Genomic DNA, 22093 nt, shown 5'->3' with positions numbered 1-22093 from the left:
ATTTTCCCCTGAAACGAGTAATGGCACGCCATGACAGCGCCCGCGGTATGCGGGCGACAATGGCGCCAAGGCTCGACCGCCGCCCTATGATGGCGAGCGGATCTGAAAGGGACAAAAATGACGATAGTGAAGGAAACGGCAGAACTTCTGGCGAAACTGGGTGTGGCCAAGGACGCGCTGACCGGCGGCGACCTCGTCGTGCGCAGTCCGGTGACGGGTGTACAGATCGCGGCGCTGAAGACGATTTCGCCGGCCGATGCGGCCAAGACCATCGATGCCGCGCACACGGCGTTCCAGGTTTGGCGGATGGTGCCGGGTCCCCGGCGCGGCGAACTGGTGCGGCTGCTCGGCGAGGAGTTGCGCGCGCACAAAACCGAGCTTGGCCGGCTGGTGTCGATCGAGGTCGGCAAGATCCCGTCGGAAGGCCTCGGCGAAGTCCAGGAAATGATCGACATCTGCGATTTCGCCGTCGGCCTTTCCCGCCAGCTCTACGGTCTGACCATCGCCACCGAGCGTCCGGGACATCGCATGATGGAGACCTGGCATCCGCTCGGCGTCGTCGGCGTCATTTCGGCCTTCAACTTCCCGGTCGCGGTGTGGTCGTGGAACGCGGCGCTGGCGCTGGTCTGCGGCGACGCCGTGGTGTGGAAGCCTTCGGAAAAGACGCCGCTGACGGCGCTCGCCTGCGAGGCGATTTTTGCCGGCGCGGTCAAGCGCTTCGGCGCGGATGCGCCGCAGGGCCTGGCACCGGTGCTGATTGGCGACCGCTCCGTCGGCGAGATCCTGGTCGACCACCCGAAGGTGGCGCTGGTTTCGGCCACCGGCTCGACCCGCATGGGCCGGGATGTCGGCCCGCGTCTGGCCAAGCGCTTTGCCCGCGCCGTGCTCGAACTCGGCGGCAACAATGCCGGCATCGTCTGCCCGACCGCCGATCTCGACATGGCGCTGCGCGCCATCGCCTTTGGCGCCATGGGCACCGCCGGCCAGCGCTGCACGACGCTGCGGCGCCTGTTCGTGCATGACAGCGTCTATGACGCGCTGCTGCCGCGGCTGAAGAAGGCCTATGAGAGCGTCTCGGTCGGCAATCCGCTGGAGACGTCTTCGCTCGTCGGGCCGCTGATCGACAAGGCGGCCTTCGACGCCATGCAGAAGGCGCTCAAGGAAGCCACCGCTCACGGCGGCAAGCTGACCGGCGGTTCGCGGGTCGAGGATGGCCATCCCGATGCCTATTACGTGCATCCGGCGCTGGTCGAAATGCCGAAGCAGGTGGCTCCTGTCACCGAAGAAACCTTCGCGCCGATCCTCTACGTGATGAAATATTCCGATTTCGATGCCGTGCTCGACGAGCACAATGCGGTCGGCGCCGGACTGTCGTCGTCGATCTTCACCCGCGACCTGCAGGAATCCGAGCGCTTCCTCGGCGTCGATGGTTCGGATTGCGGCATCGCCAACGTCAACATCGGCACGTCGGGCGCCGAGATCGGCGGCGCCTTCGGCGGCGAGAAGGAAACCGGCGGCGGCCGCGAGAGCGGCTCCGATGCCTGGAAGGCCTATATGCGCCGCGCCACCAACACGGTGAACTATTCCAAGGCGCTGCCGCTGGCGCAGGGCGTGTCATTCGACATCGATTGAGATGCTGCGCCCGGCTTTTGACCAGTTGATCCACCCGAACCCGTCGGGCGGATCGCTGCCGCTCGCGCGGATCGTTCCGCTTTCAGGCTTCGCCCCCGCTGTCCAGATGTCCGTATCCCGACGGCGGAAAGGCCACCTCGGCCATGCGCCCGGACGGGTCCTCGCGGTCGGCACGATCGGCTGCGCAACAGCGTCTGCGCCGAACGTTCAGCCAGCGTGCGGCGACGCCGGTCGGCAGGCTTCGAACGCGGCATCGATAACGGCAAGCTTGGCGGCCTGGACGGTCATGTATTCCTGGTAGAAGCTGTTCGACACCCACATCACCGAATGCCCGCGCTGGCCTAGCCAGCCGACGCTGCCGAGCTTTTCGGCGTCGCGCAATTTGCGCGCAAGATGGGTGCGCGAGAGTTTTAGCCAACTGGCGAATTCGCCGATCGAAACCACGCTGGTCGGGATCCGGTCGAGGCCGGCATTGTCGGGATCGATGCCAGACATCAGCCAATCCATGACGATGCCGCCATTGTTGAGCCAGATGAACAGCGAAAACGTCTGCTTGGGCTCACGCACAGGGTTGGAGGAGAGCAGGCCTTCCGCCACCAGCGGCTGCAGCCTGGCAATCATGCCGTGCTGCTCGAGAAAGGCGGCGAGGCGGTCGCCGCCGTCGAGACCGTCGAGCGTGCGCAGATGCGCAACCACCCAGCCGTCGAATTCCTTCAGCGTCGCTGCCGTCACCTGAAACGGGTGGGCTCGTCCGTCACCGGTGTGCGGCAGGTATTCGATGATGTGATAGTGCAGCATCTCCTTGATGAAGGCTTCGGCCGTGTTGCGGCTAGCGACGGAATAGTGAAGCACGGCATCGATGAAGCGGGCCAGTGTCAGTTCCGTGCGGGGATCGCGCGGGTCGCGGGCGAAATGCAGGGCTAGGCCGGTGTGAGCCAGCAACCAGCGCTGTTGCGTGGCGAACACGGCGGCCAGGCGTGGGCTCGTTTCATAGATATGCAGCAGCGCCTTCGACTGCGCCTCGACATGACGGTGCAGCGCCGGATGGCCGGCAATATATTCGAAATTCAGCGCCATCCTCCTCGTCCTCCGGCCAGCCCCCCGGCAGCGAAGACGTGCAATCACATTTCCAGCCTTAGCCGCCCGTGTCCAGCCATGCCAACCCGGACAAAAGGCCTAGAGCGAGCCTGGGCTATCGTTCCGGCTATTACGGCCGCAACCGCGAGGTGATGGAGAGCCATCGCGTCCTAGCCACGAACACCACATCGTGGCAAACTTCTTGTTAACCACATGCTCGGTGAAAATATCGGATTAACCTCAGATGCCACTATCGAGGTTATGTTCCGTACCTTAGCGTTCAATATGAGTTCAAGGGATGTGTGGATTCGGGGGTTATTTCGGGTCAATCCGGGATGCGGAAGCTTTGCTCACGCACATGGTAGCCGCAATTGCCCATCGTGGGCCGGATGAGCAAGGGAAATTCGTAGCACCCGATGCCGGGCTCGGGCATGCGCGGCTGTCGGTGATCGGCATCGGAGACGGCCAGCAACCGATGTCCGACGAGGCCGGCAATTTGACGATTGCGTTCAACGGCGAGATTTTCAACTACATAGAACTGCGCGAAGGGCTGATCGCCAAGGGCCGACACTTTCGGACGTCGAGCGACACAGAGGTCATCCTTCAGCTCTATGAGGAGATGGGCGAAGACTGCTTGTCTCTCCTGAACGGTGATTTCGCCTTGGCGATATGGGACAATCGGCAGCGACGAATGGTGCTTGCACGAGACCGGATGGGTGTCCGGCCGCTCTTCTACACAAGTAATGACGGGGTGCTTTACTTTGCCTCGGAGATCAAAGCCCTGTTGAAGGTCCCGGGTGTCTCCGCTGAAATTGATCCGATTGCGCTGGATCAGATCTTTACGCTGTGGGCGCCGATCGCTCCGCGCACGGCGTTCCGCAATATCCACGAGTTGGAACCGGCAAGTGTGATGATCGCGACGCAGGGGCAGGTCACGGTCAAACGGTACTGGCACCTGGACTATCCGCATCGTGATGAGCCGTCGAAGATCACGAACGAGGACCACGCGGCAGAGGAATTGCAAGCCCTTCTGACCGATGCGGTGAGACTTCGCATGCGGGCCGACGTGCCGGTCGGTTCCTATCTTTCCGGAGGGCTCGATTCGTCGCTTGTTTCGGCGCTTGCCGCCGGCATGACTCCTCGGAGACTGGAGACATTTTCTGTAACCTTCGACAGCGCCGAGCATGACGAAAGCGCCTTTCAGACCGAAATGGCCTCGGCGCTCGGCACGCGCCACCACGCCATAGAATGCGGCGCCCGCGATATCGCCAGCGTCTTTCCTGAGGTCATCCGCTTTGCCGAGCGGCCGATCATCCGCACGGCGCCAGCGCCACTCTACAAATTGTCCGCGCTGGTTCGCCAGGCCGGCCTGAAGGTGGTGCTGACGGGTGAAGGCGCCGACGAGGTCTTCGCCGGCTACGACGTCTTCAAGGAGGCGCGTGTCCGCCGGTTCTGCGGGCGGCAGCCCACATCGCGCATAAGGCCGCAGCTGTTCCGCCGGCTTTACCCGTATCTGCCGGGCCTGCAACAGCAATCGGTGGAGTATCTGGCTGCCTTCTTCGGTACCAGCAACGCTGCCCTCGACGATCCGCTGTTCTCGCATCGGCCACGCTTCAAGACCACGGCGGCGGCGAAAATCTTCTTCTCCGGCGACCTGCGCGCGACGTTGAAGGGTTATGACGCAGCTGAAGAGCTGACCAGCCGCCTACCCGAGGCGTTTTCCCTATGGCATCCGCTGCATCAGGCGCAATATCTCGAAACCCGCTTCCTCCTGCCCGGCTACATCCTCTCCAGCCAAGGCGATCGGATGGCCATGGCGCACGGCATCGAAGGGCGGTTTCCTTTCCTGGATCATCGCGTGGTAGAGTTCGCGGCAAGACTTCCGCCGGAGATGAAACTGAAAGGCTTGATGGAGAAGCACATATTGCGCAAGGTGGCCAGGCACCACCTTCCGGCGGCGATCGGTAAACGCACCAAGCAACCTTACCGCGCCCCGGAGGCCCGCTCCTTCGTCGGGGCGGAGGAACTAGACTATGTTCGTGACTGCCTGGGCGAGGCGAGCATTACCGCCGGCGGCCTGTTCAACGCCAAGGCGGTGGCCAAGCTCCATGAGAAATGCCGCATGGAGACCGCGACCGGATTTCGCGACAACGCCGCCTTCGTCGGCATTCTATCGACGCAGCTGTGGCAGAAGAATTTCGCCGGCCAAGCGGTCGGCGCGGCAAGAGCGGCCTGAGACGGCGAGGAAAAGGAAAGACATGATGACGGCAATCAAGGACAGGGTCAGAAGCTTTATCGTCGACAACTTCCTGTTCGGCGACACCTCCTACAAACTGTCGGATTCAGCCTCGCTGATCGAGAACGATATTATCGACTCGACTGCGGTGCTTGAGCTGGTGGCCTTCATCGAGGACAATTTCGGCATCGCGATGGTGGATGCCGACATCGTTCCGGCCAACCTGGACTCGCTTGACCGCATCTCGTCCTTCATCGAGGCGAGAGCACAAACGCTGGCAGCGTAAGCGCCAACGGCGAGGAACGTCCCGTGCGGATCGAGCATTTTCTGGTGGCGAAGGCTGCTGCCCACCCGGCCAAGACGGCATTGGTCACTAGGGGCAAAAGGCTGAGCTACGAAGAACTCGACGACCTTTCGAGCCGGCTGGCCACCGCTCTCTTCATGAATGGGATCAGGCGCGACGACCGCGTTCTGATCTTCATGGACAATTGCTGGGAGGCCGCCGTATCGATCTTTGCCGCACTCAAGGCAGGTGCGACCTTCAGTCCGATCAACCCCTCCACAAAGGCCGACAAGCTCGGTTACGTCATCGCCGATTGCGACGCCAGGGCGGTCCTGACGCAGGCGAAGCTGGTGCCCGTGGTCACCGAAGCCTGCGCATCGCAAGGCAAGACCGGCATCTTCGTGGCTTCCACCCCTGGGGCCGATGGGCAATGCCCGGCAGGGGCCGCGTCCCTGACTGACTGCCTGACGTTCGATGGCGCGGAGGTGAACCATCGCGGCATCGACGTCGACCTTGCGATGCTGATCTACACGTCAGGTTCGACCGGCCGGCCCAAGGGTGTGATGATGACGCATCGCAATTGCGACGCTGCCGCGGGGTCGATCGCCACCTATCTGCGCAACGCGCCGGACGACATCATCCTGAACGTCCTCCCGCTTGCCTTCGACTATGGCCTCTACCAGTTGCTGATGGCAGTCAGGCTCGGGGCCACGCTGGTGCTCGAGAAGTCCTTCGCCTTCCCGCACGAGATCTTCGAACGCATCCGCAAAGAGGGCGTCACCGGCCTTCCGCTGGTGCCTACCATGGCGGCGATGATCCTGCAGATGCGTGATCTGGCGCCGGGTTTCCTGCCCAGCCTCCGCTATATTTCCAACACCGCGGCCGCCTTGCCGCCAGCCCACATAGAACGCCTGCGCTCGCTGCTGCCCGGCGTCCGGATCTATTCGATGTATGGACTGACCGAATGCAAGCGCTGCACCTATTTGCCACCCGAGGAACTTGACCGCCGGCCAGGGTCGGTCGGCATAGCCATCCCCAACACGGAAGCCTTTGTCGTCGACGACCTTGGACAACGCGTGCCGGCGGGCGTGGCAGGTGAGCTCGTCATCCGGGGTCCGCACGTCATGCAGGGCTATTGGCGCAACCAAGCCGCGACGGAACGAGCGCTCCGGCCGGGGCCTAACCCTTGGGAAAAGGTGCTCTATACGGGCGACCTGTTCCAGACCGACGAGGACGGCTTTCTCTATTTTGTCGGGCGTAAGGACGATATCATCAAGACGCGTGGCGAGAAGGTCGCCCCCAAGGAAGTGGAGGCAGTGCTCCACGCCCATCCAGGTATCGCGGAAGCGGTGGTCGTCGGCGTGCCGGATCCGGTGCTGGGGCATGCGATTGGCGCGCTCGTCGTGCGGTCCGATCCGGCGCTTGGCGGAAAGGACATCATTCGTCACTGCGCGCGGCACCTGGAGGATTTCATGGTCCCCAAAATCATAGAGTTCCGCAGCGAATTACCGAAGACGGAGTCGGGCAAGGTCAGCCGCCGGCTCGCGGCTGAGATGATGGAGGCCGAGCAATGAACATCGGCTCAACCCAGGATGAGCCGGCCTTCACGCAAGCCCTGGCCATCGATCCCGTCGCCGAAACGGACAGGATCGTGGCGGCCCTGCGCGAGCAGTTGCGCGGCATTCGCAAGCGCGGCCTCGTGCTCGGTCTTTCGGGCGGTATAGATTCCAGCGTTTCGGCTGCATTGGCCGCGCGTGCCGTCGGCCACCAGAATGTGCTGTGCGTCCTCATGCCGGAAAGCGATTCCGACCCCGAAAGCCTGCGACTCGGCCATCTGGTCGCCGACACTTTCGGCGTCGAGGCCGTTGTGGAGGATATCGGGCCGACCCTGCGGGCAATGGGCTGCTATGAACGCCGCGACGCCTTCATCCGCGAATTGGTCCCGGACTATGGCAAGGGCTGGGCCTCGAAGATCGTGATCGCGAACGTGCTCGAAGGCGAGGGCTACAACATCTCGTCGCTAGTGGTGCAGGACCCGCAAGGCAAGCAGACGAAACTGCGGATGCCGGTGGCGGTCTATCTCGGCATCGTTGCCGCCACCAACATGAAGCAGCGCACCCGCAAGCAGCTCGAATATTATCATGCCGACCGGCTGAACTTCGCCGTGCTCGGCACACCGAACCGGCTGGAATACGACCAGGGGTTCTTCGTCAAGAACGGCGACGGCGCCGCCGACGTCAAGCCGATCGCGCATCTCTACAAGACGCAGGTCTATGCGCTAGCCGCCTATCTCGGCATTCCGGAAGAGGTCCGCAACCGGCCGCCGACCACCGACACCTACTCGCTGGCGCAGACGCAGGAAGAATTCTACTTTTCCCTGCCTTACGATCGGATGGATCTGTGTCTCTACGGCCTCAACAACGGCGTGTCCGCCGAGGTGGTAGGGCAAGCGGCGGGATTGACCGCCTCACAGATCGAACGCGTCTGGGCCGACATCGCCGCCAAGCGAAAGGCAACGCGCTATCTGCACCTGCGCCCGCAGCTCGTTGGCGGCGTGGACGAAGTCGGCTCCTGACCTGATGCATATCGAGCAAAAGTGATCCGGTTTTGCGATACGACATGCATCAAAGAAAAACTTAGAGCGCCTCGCATGAACCCGATTTCATGCGAGGCGCTCTAAGCTCTTGTTTTTATGCCATTCCGGACGGAAAACCGCGCACCCTTTCCTGGAATTGCTCTAGGCGGAACGCTTCAGGTGAAGCGGCCGCCGATCAACTGGCTCCACTGCTCGCCCGCAAGCCCGTTCAGAAAGACCTGCGCGTTCTTCATGGCATCGAGAAGCTCGGGATCGCGTGAATGCACGACGGTCGAGGCGACCGGTATGAAGGCTATGCGTCTTACAAGCATGGCGTCCAGAAGCGCGGGCTGGACGCGGCCGCGCAAGCCGGAGACACCGCGCCGGGCGGCATGCTCGACCAGGCAATCGATCACCGGCCCGGCCTGGCCGGGAAGAGCGAGGACCTGCAGCACGCGGCCGATCCCGTCCGGTCGCGCGTAATAGGCGAAAGCGCCGACATTGGCGCCGTTCGGCGATGCCACCGACACGTAGACAAGCTCTCCGAAATCCGGCTTTTGCGCCGCATCGCCCAGAATATGGTTGAGCTGACCTTCCGCCCACTGCGGACGTAGCGGAAATTGGGCGCAAAGCGGCTCCAGCAGCCCCGCAAAGCTGCCGCTGTCGATCTCGGAGGTCCGAAATGCCCCCCGGCTCGATGCGTTGGCGACGACGCCGGTCCAGCGTCGTTGACTGCCCTTCATTTTGCGAAGGTAGAGCCGGTCGACGATCCGGGCGAGCGGGTTGAACATCCAGGCAAGCTTCATGTGATTGGCAAAAAGGCTGAGCATGAAGGTCGCCGGCCGCATCACGCGAACCCAGTCAAGGCTGTATTGCGGCAGCACAACGCCGCGAAGCCGCGTCCACAGTTTCACGGACGTATCATTGGCGGTTTCGCTGAAGGAGATGTCCTGCGGACCATCGAGGAAGGCCTTCAACAGGCGGGCACCGGCTATCGGATCGGTCTCGTGATCCTCGACCATCAGCGAGCTGCAGATGGCAGCGTAGAGCTGCCGGCCGTTGAATTTCATTGGCAGCGCATGAACGCCGACGAACCCGGAAACCTGGCCGGCGTCATTGACATGAACAAGCGAACGGAGCCCGCTGCCCCAGTCGGGTGCGTCCAGATAAAACCGCCTCATGTAATCGACGAGGGAGGCCGGCGCTGGCCCCCGCTTCTTGCGCAGCATGCGTTGAAACATGCCCGCGACGGCCGCAAGGTCGGCCTGATCGAGGGCGCGGACGACGCTCACGCCGGGCTCCCGGTTCCGGGAACCCGGCCACCATGTTTGCGCGCCATGGCGACACGGGGCTGGCCGTCGGCGGTCACGGCAAAGGTTGGGGTTTCGTAGGATTTCGTTCTCGATAAAAGGGTTGCTATCTGCCGATCTTGACCTTCGCCGAACTCAAACAGCAGCCATCCGCCTGGCTTGAGGAAAGCTGCGGCATCCCGGACCAGCCTTTGGAGGATCGAAATACCGTAAGGGCCGCCGTCGAAAGCTTCCCGAGGTTCGTTCTCCAACAGATGCGCGCTTTCGCTATCGAGACGGGATGAGGAAATATAGGGCGGGTTGCACACAACCATGTCGGCAGCGCCGTGGAGGCCGTCACCCTCGATCGCGGCAAATAGGTCGCCTTGCCGGACCTTGATCCTGTCCTGCAGGGCGAGGCGCACAACATTACGGCGGGCAAGCGAAACCGTGCTGTCGGTCAGGTCCGCCGCCCATGCCCGAGCCCGAGGACATTCGCTGACGATGCCCACGGCAAGATTGCCGCTGCCGCAGCACATGTCGATCTGGATCGTTTCGTGCGCCTGTTCGCCAAGAATGGCCGCGGCCGTCCGGCCAAGCAGTTCCGTTTCGGCTCGCGGCACCAGGACGTCAGGCGCGAGTTCCAGCTCAACCCGCATGAAGCGGTGCAATCGCGGCCAATTGCGATCGTTTGCACGGCCGGCAGGAAGGCTGTGATGCTGCGGCAAGGAAAATCCCTATCCTGAGGATAAAACGCGGGTTCCCTGTTGTTACCAACTCCGGGTAAATTGATGTTAAAGATCATGATTGGATTGGGAGTAACCGGCCTATGTTGGCGGCGTCCTGTCCCATCAATGGCGAATTCCTGTGCCGCCGCAAGCCGATCCATGCGCTAATTCAGAGCAACGCCTCGTACCGGTCTCCGATCTTTTCAATTTCGAAATCCGCCGCCCTGCTTTTCAGGATCGCGGCGGTTGTCGGCTGGTCGAGCATTCCGGCCATCGCCACTGCCAGGGCCGCGGCATCGCCGACCGGCACCAGGGCGCCGAAGCGGCCGTCATCAAGTATTTCGCGCGGGCCGTGCGGCGCGTCCGTGGAGACCACCGGAATCCCCGCTGCCATGGCCTCGACCAGAACATTGCCGAAGCCCTCGCTGGTCGATGATAGGACGAACAAGTCAGCTACGGCGTAGCAGGCCGCCGGATCATTGACATAGCCCGCAAACAGAACGTCTGCGCCGATACCGGATTCTTCGGCATAGGCGCGCAGCTCGTCGGCCAGCGGACCCTCGCCGAAGATGACAAGCCGGGCCCGGCGGCCGGCGCGCAGCACAGCGAAGGCCCGCAGCAACGTCCAATGATCCTTAACGGGCACCAGGCGTCCGGCGGTGATGATGACGGGGCCGTCGCCCATCGCCGCGAGCTCTGCCTGCCAGGCGTAGGAGCGTTGCTGGGATGCCGCAGCCGGCGGCAGCGGGTTGTTGATCACCACGACCTTGGATTTCGGGAAGCCTCGGGCCACAAGATCGCCGCCGACACCTTCAGAAACCGCGATGGCCCTGGTGGCGCGGGCCGCAACCAGGGCCGAAAGCCAGACCGCCATTTTCGCGCCAAGGCTGCCGGAAGGCAATGAGGCGGCGGCGTGGAAACTCGGGAAGAACCGCGCCCTGCTTCGCGCGAGGGAAAGCGCCAGCGCCACGACCAGATTGGCGAATTCCGGGGCGCTGTAGATCGCGTCGGGAGAAACGCGGCCAAGCAGGCCCGCGCTTTGCACGATGCCTTTCAATGTCGCCCACTTGCCATAACCCTCGCCGCGAATGGGGAGGCCGAAATCGACCAGATGCACGGCAGGCGAAAGCAGGGCGGCATTGGGCCCCTGCGCGTTCCAGGTAAAAAGCGTGACGTTGTGGCCGCGCGATGCCAGTTCGTTCGCCATCAGGACGAATACACGCTCGGCGCCGCCGCCCCTGAGGCTGGCAATGTGAAAGACAATCCGCTTCGCCATTTCAGGCGCGGCTGGCAATGACGTCCGGGCGGTTCGGCGGAAGACGCATGTCGCGCACGATACCCAGGGTAATGGCGAGCAACATGCCAAGGATCATGCCGCCAATGGCCCCCAGGCCGATCATCACGACCGTGCGCGGGGGCCATGAACGGCCCTTTGGCGGCACTGCGGTGGAAATCACCTGCACATTGGTGCTGTCGATCTGTTCGCGCTCGGTTATCTGGCGTGCCCGCGACAGGAAGCTCTCATAGATAGCCGTCTTCGACGCGGCGTCACGTTCAAGTTCACGCAAGGCGACCTCGGAATCGCTATCCGAGAACACGTTGCCCTTCAAGTCATTCATCTTGGCATTGAGGGAGGCCGACGAGGTTTTGGCGGCATCGAGATTGACCTTCGCCAGGCGCAGGGTGCGCGCGTATTCGGCGCTGAGTTGCGCGCTGACCGTGTTGTACTCCGTCTTCAGCCTGACGATCGACGGATGACGGGGGCCAAAGGTCATCGACTGCGAATCGATCTGCTGGCGCAGGCCGTTGGCCGTTGCGCGCAGCGCCACAAGCGCCTCCGACGTGGCGGGACCGGAATTGGTGCCGTTTGCGCCGGCGGCAAGCAGGGCGTCGTAACTTGCCTGCGCGGCGATGACGCGCGATTGCGTCTCCACGATCTGGCCGTTGAGCTGGGTCATGGTTTGCGAGGAAACAAGCTGCCCATTGCTGGTGGCCAGATTGTGGCTGCGCCTATAGGCCTCGACCTTCTCTTCGGCCGCCTGCACATCGCTCTTGAGCTGGCCCAGCCGCCCGTCCAGCGCGGCCGCGGCACGGCTGGCGCCGGAAGCCTCGGCGCTGGCCAGCTCTTCCTGGAAAGTCTTGACGATATCCTGCGAAATCAGGATCGCCTTAGCGGGGGTTTCCGCCGATACCATCAAGGTCGTGACAAACGACTTTTCATCCGCGATGCTGCTAACCCGTTCCGCCAGGTTCTTCAGGGCGGTAAGCTTTGGGTCGGGTTTGGCGCCGTCCGTCCCTGTGCGGCTTCGGTCCGCGTCGAAGAACTCCGGGTCACTGGCCAGGTCAAGATCGTCTACAACACGTGAAAGCACGCTGCCCGAGGTCAAGATGCGCTCTTTGCTGCGCGCGCTGAGCAACTGTCCATCGACCTGGGCCGATTGCGGGTAAAGATCATTCGGAACAACCTGAAGATTGGCGGGATTGATGAGGATGTCCGTGGTCACGGTGTAGCGCTGCTTGCTCAGCAGAGCGTAGGCACCGCCGATGATCCCGCCGGCTATTGCCAGCAGGCATACCAGAGCGAGGCCGGCGCGCAGCCAGACAAACAGACGCCCGAAATCGAGTTCGAGAAAGGTTCCGATCTTGTTGAGCGTCACCGTCGTGACGGGCTCGGCTACAGGCGGCGCCACGGGTGCAGGCGACACAGGGGCCGACGTTACAGGGGCCGACGTTACAGGGGCCGACGTTACAGCGGGTGCCGCCGCATGTGCCATGATCGGCGCGGTTTGTTGCGGCTTTGGCCTGCTGGCGCGCCGCGCATTTTCGATCCGTTCATAGGGGCTAATGCCGGCGGCGGCCGCGGCTGGAGGAGGACCGGAAGCGGCGGACATCATGCTAACCCTTTAATATTCAATACGCACAGCCTGCTTTACGGAAACATCGTTAACATTTCATTTTCCAGGCGTGTCAGGCGCGTTCCGGAACAGCGATCTATCCACCCTTGGTCGGTATTCTGCCACGCCCGTCGTAGCCTGGCAAAGCGTGCAGGCGTTTCAAATGGAAATACAAGAGGTCGTCGCGAGGGCACCCGCAAGGAGCGGGCTTGGCGTCATGTCGCTGTTGATGCTGGTTGGCCTTGAAGGGGCGTGCCGGTTTGGCGCCCATCCGGCTTTCGATAAGCGAGCAACAAGATGACGAGCAGCATGATATCCGGCGCCTTCGAAGAAAGGGCATTGTTTGACAATGCCGCGAGAATGGACGCGGCCGCTGCGATATGGGCGGCCCGAGGCGTATTGCGCAGGAGCTTGAAAAGGAACCGGAAGAAAGCAAACGCGAAGAGCAAGGCGATCGGCAGGCCAAACAAAAGCGTAAGAACGACCGGCGTGCTTTCGATGAAGGGGAGGTTGAGCTTTTCGTTGACGATCTTCAACAACTCGTTGGGATTCATGCCAAGCAGGATGTCCCTCCATTCAACGAACTTGAATACATCGTAGATCTTGACGCGCGCGTCGTAATTTTGATCGAAGAGCGTATTGCTGAAGCGGTTCAGCAGCCCCGCCGAAAAGAGTATCGCAATCAGTATGGCGCCACCGGCCAGCGTCAGCATCAGCACCAGGAGTTTGGCCTGGCGCTGATGTCTGGGTGACAAGTCCGGCCAAGGCAGGAACACGAGCAGGAACAGGATCTCGCCGCAAGCGAGCAGCAGGGCGGTGCGCGCGCCCGAAGCGGCCGTACCGATGAAGAGAATGAAAATGCAAAGCGCACACACCCAGATACGCCACCGCGTCAATGCAACGAAACCTATGGCGGTGGTGCAAAGCGCGCCCAGCGCCAGCGGATGGGCCGACAGTCCGATCGGCCGAAAGTCCAGCTCAACGAGGGGATAGGGCAGGAATCGATGCTGGGTGACGGCCTCGATCGTTCCGATGATGGCGCTGAGGACAATCATGCCGACGATGACATTGCCAAGCGCCCTGCGCACATGGTCACCCAGGGCAAGCATGATCATCGCCGCGGCACAAGAGACCAGATAGGAATCGATTATGAAGCCGGCCGAGCCGGCACGGCCTATCACGAAGAGATAAGGCACCAGCCACAACAGCAGCAGCGAATATAACAATGTCGCCTTGAACAGCCTGACTTCATCGCCTTCGAGCCGAATTGGCCGGGTCGTGGCGATGACGACAAGCAGCAGAAAGATGGCATAGGTCCCGATATGCAGCTTTTCGGGAAACGACCCCCCCTCCGTCGAATAGGACATCACCATATTCATCAATTGCGGAGAGATGGTCGAGCGGAGCAGGAAAGCGAAGGCCGCGAGGAGAAAGAACAGGAGTGTGAGGGCGTCTTGGCGGCTGGCCTGCGCGGTCACGAACTGTTGCTCTGTGGGGGTGACACTCACGATTATCCGACCAGCGTTGCGGCTTGCGATTGAGATGGCAGGGGACGAACGCACCCCCGGGGTACATTTTCCTGCAAGAACGTAAAGGAATATGGATAACCCGATCTTAACAGTGGCGATGCCCGGCATGGGCTATTTCATGAAGTCGGTAACCCACACTTAATTGGCCGGTCGTATTGATGGCGATGCTTTGCACGGCGCCCGACGCGCTGCCTGTGGACGGCACAATGGCATCAGGCGCCGGCAAAGCGCAGGAGATCAAGGTGAAGAAGTTCTATTCGATTCAGTATCTTCGCGCCTGCGCCGCCTTGCTGGTTCTGTTCGCACACGCCTTTTCCTATCAGATTGGCGTGGACAATCTGATTATCGTGACGGCGGGCCGCCTGGGCGTCGTTCTGTTCTTTGTCATCAGCGGTTTCATAATGGTCCATATTACGGGAGATGGTCCGTTTTCCGCTGCCACCTTCCTGAAACGCCGAGCAATCCGGATCATCCCCCTTTACTGGCTTTTCACCAGCCTCGCCGCGGTTCTGGCGGCGCTCGCGCCAAGTCTCTTCCAGAAGACCGTCTTTACATGGCCCCACTATCTTCAGTCGCTCCTCTTCATTGTTCACGAAGCGCCTGGACGGGATAGCGCCAGTCCAATTCTCTCACTCGGCTGGACGCTTAATTACGAGGTATTTTTCTATATCGCTTTTGCGGTGTTCGCATTCCTGTCCGTGACCTCGCGCGTATTTGTGCTGACGGTCTTTTTCATTGCGATGTGGATAGCCGGGCTGTGGCTGGCTCCCACCAACCCTGTTATCCAGTTCTATCTCAACCCTTCTCCGGTGGCATTCGTCATCGGCATGTGGATAGGGCGGCGCTATTTGGACGGTGATTTCACTTCCGACATACGCCATGCCTGGGTATTCGGCGTAATGACCGCTGCAGGCGTGGTGCTTTCATTCGTCGATGACGGAACGCCGCTCTTGGGTCAGATCAGCTTCGCGGGACAAGCAATGTGGGCGGCGGGCCTGCTTCATCTCAGCCTCATTCTGGAGCCGAAACTCAAGCACTGGAGCCTTCTCGAGCAGTTGGGCGACGCTTCCTACGCGCTTTACCTGTCGCATATCTTCGTGATCGGCGCTGTAGCGTACCTGGCCAGACGCACCGTCGGATACGAGCATCCGACAACGGTATTGTTGGTGTCGGTGGTCAGCATCGTGGCAGCCTGCCTCGTCAGTCTGGTGATTTACCAGATGATCGAAAAGCCGATTCTTCAGACCCTGAACGGCAGAAGGAAGACGAGAAACACACCGCTTCCTCACATTGCCACGGAGAACAAATAAGCAGGCCTCGCAACGGGACGGTCACCGCTTTCAGCGCTTCAGTCAGCCCGCGCTGTCCACGACCTCGACATTGCCGGCGCGGTTAAGCGTATGAATGCCCGTGCGTGCCCATGCCGGACCCGCGCCGATCGGCCGGGGCGGGGCAAAACGGACATCGGACGCGTCGAGTCGCTCAAGCCGCATCAGCCCCAGACCACCACCATAGGCCCTCGATCCGTTCTGCACCGGCAGCACCAGGGCATCGTCGTGGCGGATAAAGGCGCCGCCCGGCCGGGTGGCCGAATGATCGACGGCAATGGGATTGAGCGGATGGGCGACCCATGGCCCGCGCAGCGAGGGTGCGCAATAGACCGCCATCGTGTCCGACGCGCTGCCGTAGCCGAACCGCTCCGTTCCAACCAGCCAGAAGCGACCGTCGGATTCGAGCAGCGTCGCGTCGTTGAAATCCCTGTCCGCCATCAGCACCGTGTCGCGGACCCAGCGGTCGGGAAACTGCGCGGCGCGATAGAGCACAAGTTCGCGAGCCGAACCACTTTCGGGGATCATGAAAATCTCGCCATCGTGTGCGAACACCTGCGGATACGACAGGTGGTGCGCTTCCTCCAATACAACCCTTGGAACACCGAAAGTGCCATCGTCACCGAGCTCGGCGACGGAAATCACGCCGCGACTCGTCGCGTAGGGGAATTCCTCGACAAACAGATGATGGCGGCGGTCGGCCTCGAAGACGAACGGGTCGGCATAGAAGCGTTGGCCATCGTCCGGCAGGACTGTGAACGGTTTGCCGTCGAGTTGCCCGGTTTCGGCGATGCCTGGTCCGTCGATCACCCGATAGGCAACCTGCCAATAGAAGGGGCGTCGTCCCCGCCTGATTTTTTGCACGGCGCGATCGATCAAAGCCCTGCCAAAAAAGGGCACATAGTGTCGAACAAAACTGTCGTTCTTCAGGATCGGCACCGGGTTGTCGCTTACCGGCACAAGCTTGCCCGCAAAGAAGCGGGCGACGGTTTGCATGATCAGCGACATGGCGCCGGCGAGCAGGTCGTTGCAGCTTCGAGATAGCCAGAGCCTGTCTGCCAGCATCGGTCTAGCCTGGGCCACGACAACGCCATCGAGGCGAGCGCCAAGTTCAGGCAATTGTCCGCTCGCCAACATTGCGGCAACGCCGGCTGGAAAGCTGTTGCGACCGCAAAATTCGAGCCTCAGGACTGGCGCGTCTTGCCCCGTTGCGCTGGCAGTGAGATCTATGACGAGGTCCGGAGGGCCGCGATCGATGGGCGGCAACGGCTCGGACCGGCCCGCCAGCGAGGGACCGAAACGCCGGCTCTCGATCGCCAAGACAGTGTCCAGCCCCCGAGCGGTTGGCGCCGCCGCCGGCGCGTTGCAACTCGAGACCACGTAACCTGCCGCATCCAACCGCTTAAAAAGCTCATTTTCCCAGCGCCGGGATGCGACGGCGTGGCCGATGATTAAAATATTAGTCAACCCAAGTTATTCTCGTTAAAGCAAAAAATGGCTTTGCTCTGGTATCTTTCCCCACAGTTCCTGGCAAGGGTTGCCCAAGGGGGGCTGCGGACTCTAGCGTTAATCATACGTTAATTTTTTTGAATACGAAGGCGGTTCAGGGCGCTATTGTTAGGCTGAAAGCACATGTCAGCCGGGCGCCCACGCTTTCGGTGACCAGGGTCAACCATGAACGCCGTTTCACATCCGAACTTGCCCTCAAGGCGAAAACTGCTGATCGTGTTCGGCACGAGGCCGGAGGCGCTCAAATGTTTTCCGGTGGCGCGGGCCGCGCTCGCCCATCCAGGCTTCACCACGGAAATATGTGTGACGGGCCAGCATCGCGAGATGGTCAATCAGGTCATTGAACTGACGGGCCTGCCGGTGCACTACGATCTCAACATCATGCAGCCAGGTCAGACGTTGTTCGACGTGACCTCGCGCGTGCTCCTCGGAATGGCGGGGGTGCTGGAGAAGGCGAAGCCGGACATCGTCGTCGTCCAGGGCGACACAACCACCGCGATGACCGCGGCTCTAGCTGCCTTCTACAAGCGGATTCCGGTTGCCCATATCGAGGCGGGATTACGCAGCCACAACATCAACTCTCCCTTTCCGGAGGAACTGAACCGCAAGATTGCCGGCAACATCGCCACCTGGCATTTTGCGCCGACCACCGAGGCGCGCGACAATCTCATCGCCGAAGGAAAGGCTGCGAACACCATCTTCGTAACCGGCAATACCGTGATCGACACGCTGCTGCATTTCTCCAGCGAGATCGATGCCGACAAGCTGATGAACGCCAAGCTCGCCGCTCGTTTCCCCTTCATCGATCCGACCAAGAAAATGATACTCGTCACCGGTCATCGCCGTGAGAATTTCGATGGCGGCATCCAGAGAATCTGCACCGCGCTGAAGGCATTGTCGGCGCGCAGGGATGTGCAGATCATCTACCCGGTCCATCCCAACCCGAATGTGCGCTCCGTGGTCGAGGCCGAAATCGGGACGGTGCCGAACATCCACCTGATCGACCCGCAGGACTATTTGCCGTTCCTGTACCTGCAGAAACAGAGCTACCTGGTGTTGACCGACAGCGGCGGCGTGCAGGAAGAGGCGCCTTCACTCGGCAAGCCGGTGCTGGTGATGCGGGAAAACACGGAGCGACCCGAAGGGATCGCCGCTGGTACTGCCCGGCTGGTCGGCACCGATATCGAAAAAATTCTGGCCAATGCCAATAGCCTGCTCGATGATGAGAGCGTCTATCGCGGCATGGCGGAGAGGCACAATCCATACGGCAATGGCCAAGCTGCGAGCCGGATCGTTGAGGAATTGCTGAATCATGGCTGAAATCAAAACCGTTTCCGTTATCGGCATGGGCTATATCGGCCTGCCGACCTGTGCCATTTTTGCCAGCCGCGGACTCGATGTCATCGGTGTCGATATCAACGAGGCGGTGGTCGCGAAGGTCAACCGCGGCGAAATCCACATCATCGAACCGGACCTGGATGGTTTGATCCAGAAAGTCGTCGCCAATGGCAAGCTCAAGGCATTCAGTACGCCTCAGCCGGCCGATGCCTATATTATCGCCGTTCCAACTCCGATCACCCCGGACCGCAAGCCGGATGTCAGCTACGTGCTTGCGGCAGCGCGAAGCATCGCTCCGGTGCTAAAACGGGACGACCTGGTGGTGCTGGAATCAACATCGCCGGTCGGTACGACGCGTGTCATGACAGCGCTGCTCGCTGAACTGCGACCCGATCTCAAATTTCCCGTCGCACATGGCGAGGAAGCTGACGTCCTGGTCGCCTACTCTCCCGAGCGCGTGCTGCCGGGAAAGGTGCTGACCGAACTGATCAACAATGATCGCTCGATCGGCGGGCTGTCCCGAAAGTCTTCGGAGCGGACAGCGGCACTCTATTCAAGCTTCGTCGCCGGCGACCTGTTCATAACCCAGGCCGAAAGCGCGGAACTGGTTAAGCTGACCGAAAATGCGTTCCGCGATGTCAATATCGCCTTCGCCAATGAGCTTGCGGCGGTGTGCCAGGATCTGTCGCTCAACGTCTGGGAGGTAATCGATCTCGCCAACCGGCATCCTCGCGTGAACATCCTGCAGCCGAGCCCGGGCGTGGGCGGCCACTGCATTGCGATCGATCCGTATTTTATCATCGACGCCGCACCGAACAATACGCGGCTGATCAGTTCGGCACGGCGCATCAATTCCGAGCGACCCTTGTCGGTGGTCAGGGACATCGAGGCATTGCTCGACCCGACCCGCAAGCAGACGATCGCCTGTCTTGGCCTCAGCTTCAAACCCAATATCGACGATATGCGCGAGAGCCCGGCTGTCGAGGTTGTTAAGCTTCTGTCCAAGATTCCCAATATCAAGATCGTCGCTGCCGAGCCCAATGCGCGTCAGTTGCCACACGAGCTCGAGGGCAGCGGCGTCATGTTCACCGATGCACTTTCCGCTATTGACCAATCCGATATCGTCGTCCTGCTGGTCGACCATCGACAATTCAATCTGATCGATCCCGAAGCGCTCAAGGACAAGAAGCTCGTCGACACACGGGGCCTGTGGACCTGGCGCAAGGCGCGCAAGCCCGACGCCCGCATCGAAGGCAAGAAATCCGAAATGGAACGCTCGCAGTCTCTCGCTCGCACCGGAGAAGCGGCATGAACTCGCATGACCCGGCATGGGCGCAACACTCCCTATTGGCATCACGCCGCCGCGAGTTTCTCGGTGCGACCATCCATGCGCTGACCATGGCCGAGACGCTGGCCATCGCAGACGAGGCGATGGCGACGCGGCGGCCGCTTCATCATGTTGTCGTGAACGTCGCCAAGCTTGTGAACATGCGCAAGAATGCCGAACTGCGCGAGGATGTCGTCGGGGCGGATATGGTCAATGTCGACGGCAAAGGCGTGCTTTGGGGCGCACGGCTCTGCGGCGTCGAGTTGCCGGAGCGTGTGACGGGCGTCGACGTCATGATCAACCTGCTTGCGCTGTGCGCCAAGCGTGGCTATCGCCCCTACCTGCTGGGCGCTGAACAGCACATTCTCGACGCAGTTGAAAGCCGACTTGCCAGAGATCATCCGAGCCTGGCCATTGCCGGCCGGCGCAATGGGTATTTCAAGGCGGAGGAAGAGGCCGCGATCGTCGAGGCCATCAACGCTTCAGGTGCCGACTGCCTGTTTGTGGCGATGCCCACGCCGAGCAAGGAGCGCTTTCTCAAGCGCTATCGCGACGTACTCGCTCCGAGTTTCGTCATGGGCGTGGGCGGCAGCTTCGACGTCTATGGTGGAAAGGTCGCCCGGGCACCGAAACTGGTTCAGGCGGCGGGCCTGGAGTGGCTGTTTCGCGTGGCGCAGGAGCCGCGACGCTTGTGGCGCCGCTACTACGATACCAACACCGCCTATGCACTGCTGCTGTGGCGTGAGTTCTGGTCTCGCCGGGGACGCCGAAACGTCAATCCGTAGGCTCGCGACTTTCAGACAAGCATGCCTCATTGCGCGGGATTTATGCGATCCGGAGCCGTGCCCTTAGCTTGCCGATGAACTGCGTCACGGCCGCGGGGTGAAACAACCAGGTCAGTCCCAGGAAAGCCGCAGCGCCGGCGACACCGCCCGCCGCGAGCGGAAAGATCGCCGGCATATTGCCCAGCGCAGTGCTGGCAAGGCTGGCGGCCAGTCCGGTGCAGATAGAAATGATGGCCGAGACAGCGATGTCGCGCCAGGGAACCGGCACCGGCGTGAGCCTCTCGGCGATGACGATGCAGGCTGCAAGACCTGCCAGCGATCCGCCCGCCAACGCCAACGCCGCGCCAACCTCCGCCATGGTGGGGATCAACAGAAAAGACAGTGAAATCGTTGCCACCGAGCCGAAGGAATTGGCGATGATCAGCAACCACGGCCGCTTATGTGCGTGCACCACGACGCCATAAACGAAGCTTGTGAGATTGGCACAAAGAACGCTGAAGGCGATGATCGGAAACAGCAGACCGAAGCGACCATGATATTCCGCGGGCAGCAGGAGTCGCGTGATGTCGCCGCTGAGCGCGATAAGCATTGCTGCGACCGGCAGGCAAAGGCGTATCATCAAGGCCATGAGTTGCGACAACAACCGCCCGGACGCCTCGGATCCCTCTTCGTCGAAGCGGCTGACCACTTCTGGAAATGCGCCCATGTTGATTGCGTTGGCGACCATATCGATCGGCTGCCGAGCCAATGCGTAGGCGGCTGCGAAGACAGCCACCGCGCCGGCATCGTAGTAGAGCTTGAGGAAGACGCGTTCAGCGCTGTTGAGACCGAAACCGACCAGCGCCATGATGACGAGGGGCACGCCGAGGGCAAAAAACTCCTTGTGGGTGAAGCGCGGCGGGCCGCCAATAACGCGCCCGGATGCCACCACGCACGCCACGATGCCGGCAATCAGCACGGCGAGGCTCGAGCCGAGCGATACCGTCAGAAACGAGCGTTGGAAGATAAGGATGGCGGCGATCGGCAAGGCCAGTTGCAGCAGGCCGCGCAGATATTCAAGCATCGAATAGAGGGAATGACGCTGCTGCATTTGCAGCACCGTCAACGCGAACCGGCTGATGGAGCCGGCAATCAGATAGCTGCAGACGGCGATTGCAAATTCGATCCAGCGCTCCGGCACGATCACCGCCGAGGCGATCACGGATATGATCAGGGCCAGCACCGTGGTGGCAAGCAATACCTGTCCGGCAAGCATCAGGCTGCCACGGCTGACGTCGCCTTTTCCACCAAGCCGCAGCAAGGCAATGCGCAGCCAGTTGGTAACGGCAACATCCGTCATTTCGCCCACGGTGACCACCAGGGTCAGCAGGCCATACTCGGTCTGGTCGATCAACCGCGTCATGACGACCAGCAGGAGCAGAGCGGAAACCCGCGTCAGCAGAATAGCTGGGCCATAGATGAGTGTGGAACGGAGCAGCAAAGGGTTGTCCCGGAAAATTTGCCGTCGATTAACCGTTGACCGACGGGTATTCCAGCATGATGACGGCAAAGGGTGAACGGATA

The 22093-nt window shown here is 61.4% G+C and carries 17 protein-coding genes; 9 read left to right on the top strand and 8 right to left on the bottom strand.

All coding sequences use genetic code 11. The features are described from left to right. Positions 1–117 precede the first annotated feature (117 nt). Positions 118–1632: an aldehyde dehydrogenase family protein gene (locus X756_RS163775; RefSeq protein WP_023728354.1), complete on the top strand. Its 1515-nt coding sequence runs from the start codon at positions 118–120 to the stop codon at positions 1630–1632. 207 nt (positions 1633–1839) lie between these two features. Here X756_RS163775 and X756_RS163780 read toward each other — a convergent pair whose 3' ends face one another. Continuing rightward, entirely contained in the window at positions 1840–2709 is an 870-nt protein-coding gene (locus X756_RS163780) for a hypothetical protein (protein WP_023728353.1), read from the bottom strand. Positions 2710–3007: 298 nt separating this feature from the next. Here X756_RS163780 and asnB point away from each other — a divergent pair, with 298 nt between their 5' ends. The 4 genes from asnB to nadE are packed head-to-tail and all read left to right on the top strand — an operon-like array spanning position 3008 to position 7803. Continuing rightward, complete coding sequence (gene asnB / locus X756_RS163785) at positions 3008–4945, top strand: asparagine synthase (glutamine-hydrolyzing) (protein WP_023728352.1); 1938 nt, start codon at positions 3008–3010, stop codon at positions 4943–4945. 22 nt (positions 4946–4967) lie between these two features. Continuing rightward, positions 4968–5231, top strand: coding sequence for an acyl carrier protein (locus tag X756_RS163790; RefSeq protein WP_023671787.1), 264 nt, complete (start codon positions 4968–4970; stop codon positions 5229–5231). Positions 5232–5254: 23 nt separating this feature from the next. Beyond that, on the top strand, positions 5255–6802 hold the full coding sequence (locus X756_RS163795; RefSeq protein WP_023686310.1) for an AMP-binding protein: 1548 nt from the start codon (positions 5255–5257) through the stop codon (positions 6800–6802). After that, on the top strand, positions 6799–7803 hold the full coding sequence (gene nadE / locus X756_RS163800) for an NAD(+) synthase (RefSeq protein WP_023728351.1): 1005 nt from the start codon (positions 6799–6801) through the stop codon (positions 7801–7803). The genes X756_RS163795 and nadE overlap by 4 nt, the downstream gene beginning before the upstream one ends. 176 nt (positions 7804–7979) lie before the next feature. Here nadE and X756_RS163805 read toward each other — a convergent pair whose 3' ends face one another. The 5 genes from X756_RS163805 to X756_RS163825 all read right to left on the bottom strand — a co-directional run bounded on the left by X756_RS163805 (position 7980) and on the right by X756_RS163825 (position 14351). Continuing rightward, positions 7980–9095, bottom strand: a complete 1116-nt coding sequence (locus tag X756_RS163805; protein WP_023728350.1) for a hypothetical protein — start codon at positions 9093–9095, stop codon at positions 7980–7982. Next, positions 9092–9751, bottom strand: coding sequence for a HemK/PrmC family methyltransferase (locus X756_RS163810; RefSeq protein WP_084569830.1), 660 nt, complete (start codon positions 9749–9751; stop codon positions 9092–9094). The genes X756_RS163805 and X756_RS163810 overlap by 4 nt, the downstream gene beginning before the upstream one ends. A 238-nt stretch (positions 9752–9989) precedes the next feature. Further along, positions 9990–11096 carry a glycosyltransferase gene (locus X756_RS163815; protein ID WP_023728348.1) on the bottom strand — a complete coding sequence of 369 codons (1107 nt, stop codon included), beginning with the start codon at positions 11094–11096 and terminating at the stop codon, positions 9990–9992. A 1-nt stretch (position 11097) separates the two neighbouring features. Beyond that, entirely contained in the window at positions 11098–12711 is a 1614-nt protein-coding gene (locus tag X756_RS163820; RefSeq protein WP_031197769.1) for a GumC family protein, read from the bottom strand. A gap of 218 nt (positions 12712–12929) precedes the next feature. Then, on the bottom strand, positions 12930–14351 hold the full coding sequence (locus X756_RS163825; RefSeq protein WP_210164337.1) for a VpsF family polysaccharide biosynthesis protein: 1422 nt from the start codon (positions 14349–14351) through the stop codon (positions 12930–12932). Positions 14352–14449: 98 nt separating this feature from the next. Between X756_RS163825 and X756_RS27755 the strand changes: the two genes are divergently transcribed. Further along, complete coding sequence (locus X756_RS27755) at positions 14450–15553, top strand: acyltransferase (protein ID WP_198019985.1); 1104 nt, start codon at positions 14450–14452, stop codon at positions 15551–15553. 42 nt (positions 15554–15595) lie between these two features. Here X756_RS27755 and X756_RS163830 read toward each other — a convergent pair whose 3' ends face one another. Then, positions 15596–16579 (bottom strand): hypothetical protein, encoded by a 984-nt coding sequence (locus tag X756_RS163830; protein ID WP_245264431.1) that lies wholly within the window; start codon positions 16577–16579, stop codon positions 15596–15598. 666 nt (positions 16580–17245) lie between these two features. On the opposite strand from X756_RS163830, the gene wecB reads away from it, so the two are divergent. Genes wecB through X756_RS163845 form a run of 3 tightly spaced genes read left to right on the top strand, consistent with a single transcriptional unit; the run spans position 17246 to position 20530 of the window. After that, positions 17246–18400, top strand: a complete 1155-nt coding sequence (wecB, locus tag X756_RS163835; protein ID WP_023686302.1) for a UDP-N-acetylglucosamine 2-epimerase (non-hydrolyzing) — start codon at positions 17246–17248, stop codon at positions 18398–18400. After that, the gene (gene wecC, locus X756_RS163840; RefSeq protein WP_023686301.1) at positions 18393–19730 is read left to right on the top strand and encodes a UDP-N-acetyl-D-mannosamine dehydrogenase; all 1338 of its coding nucleotides are present in this window, start codon (positions 18393–18395) and stop codon (positions 19728–19730) included. The genes wecB and wecC overlap by 8 nt, the downstream gene beginning before the upstream one ends. Then, the gene (locus X756_RS163845; protein WP_023725122.1) at positions 19727–20530 is read left to right on the top strand and encodes a WecB/TagA/CpsF family glycosyltransferase; all 804 of its coding nucleotides are present in this window, start codon (positions 19727–19729) and stop codon (positions 20528–20530) included. The genes wecC and X756_RS163845 overlap by 4 nt, the downstream gene beginning before the upstream one ends. A gap of 40 nt (positions 20531–20570) precedes the next feature. On the opposite strand, the gene X756_RS163850 is transcribed toward X756_RS163845, so the two are convergent. After that, positions 20571–22010 carry a polysaccharide biosynthesis C-terminal domain-containing protein gene (locus X756_RS163850; RefSeq protein WP_023728345.1) on the bottom strand — a complete coding sequence of 480 codons (1440 nt, stop codon included), beginning with the start codon at positions 22008–22010 and terminating at the stop codon, positions 20571–20573. Between the last annotated feature and the right edge of the window lie 83 nt (positions 22011–22093).

The organism is Mesorhizobium sp. LNJC405B00, from assembly GCF_000502615.1.
Taxonomy (GTDB): domain Bacteria; phylum Pseudomonadota; class Alphaproteobacteria; order Rhizobiales; family Rhizobiaceae; genus Mesorhizobium.
This window is presented reverse-complemented; position numbering and strand designations above follow the sequence as displayed.

Bases quoted from the DNA above. Each gene is read 5' to 3' on its own strand.
- X756_RS163775 (WP_023728354.1), top strand. From the start codon at position 118: ATGACGATAGTGAAGGAAACGGCAGAACTTCTGGCGAAACTGGGTGTG.
- X756_RS163780 (WP_023728353.1), bottom strand. From the start codon at position 2,709: ATGGCGCTGAATTTCGAATATATTGCCGGCCATCCGGCGCTGCACCGT.
- asnB (WP_023728352.1), top strand. From the start codon at position 3,008: ATGTGTGGATTCGGGGGTTATTTCGGGTCAATCCGGGATGCGGAAGCT.
- X756_RS163790 (WP_023671787.1), top strand. From the start codon at position 4,968: ATGATGACGGCAATCAAGGACAGGGTCAGAAGCTTTATCGTCGACAAC.
- nadE (WP_023728351.1), top strand. From the start codon at position 6,799: ATGAACATCGGCTCAACCCAGGATGAGCCGGCCTTCACGCAAGCCCTG.
- X756_RS163810 (WP_084569830.1), bottom strand. From the start codon at position 9,751: ATGCGGGTTGAGCTGGAACTCGCGCCTGACGTCCTGGTGCCGCGAGCC.
- X756_RS163815 (WP_023728348.1), bottom strand. From the start codon at position 11,096: ATGGCGAAGCGGATTGTCTTTCACATTGCCAGCCTCAGGGGCGGCGGC.
- X756_RS163820 (WP_031197769.1), bottom strand. From the start codon at position 12,711: ATGTCCGCCGCTTCCGGTCCTCCTCCAGCCGCGGCCGCCGCCGGCATT.
- X756_RS163825 (WP_210164337.1), bottom strand. From the start codon at position 14,351: ATGCCGGGCATCGCCACTGTTAAGATCGGGTTATCCATATTCCTTTAC.
- X756_RS27755 (WP_198019985.1), top strand. From the start codon at position 14,450: ATGGCATCAGGCGCCGGCAAAGCGCAGGAGATCAAGGTGAAGAAGTTC.
- X756_RS163830 (WP_245264431.1), bottom strand. From the start codon at position 16,579: ATGTCGCTGATCATGCAAACCGTCGCCCGCTTCTTTGCGGGCAAGCTT.
- wecB (WP_023686302.1), top strand. From the start codon at position 17,246: ATGAACGCCGTTTCACATCCGAACTTGCCCTCAAGGCGAAAACTGCTG.
- wecC (WP_023686301.1), top strand. From the start codon at position 18,393: ATGGCTGAAATCAAAACCGTTTCCGTTATCGGCATGGGCTATATCGGC.
- X756_RS163845 (WP_023725122.1), top strand. From the start codon at position 19,727: ATGAACTCGCATGACCCGGCATGGGCGCAACACTCCCTATTGGCATCA.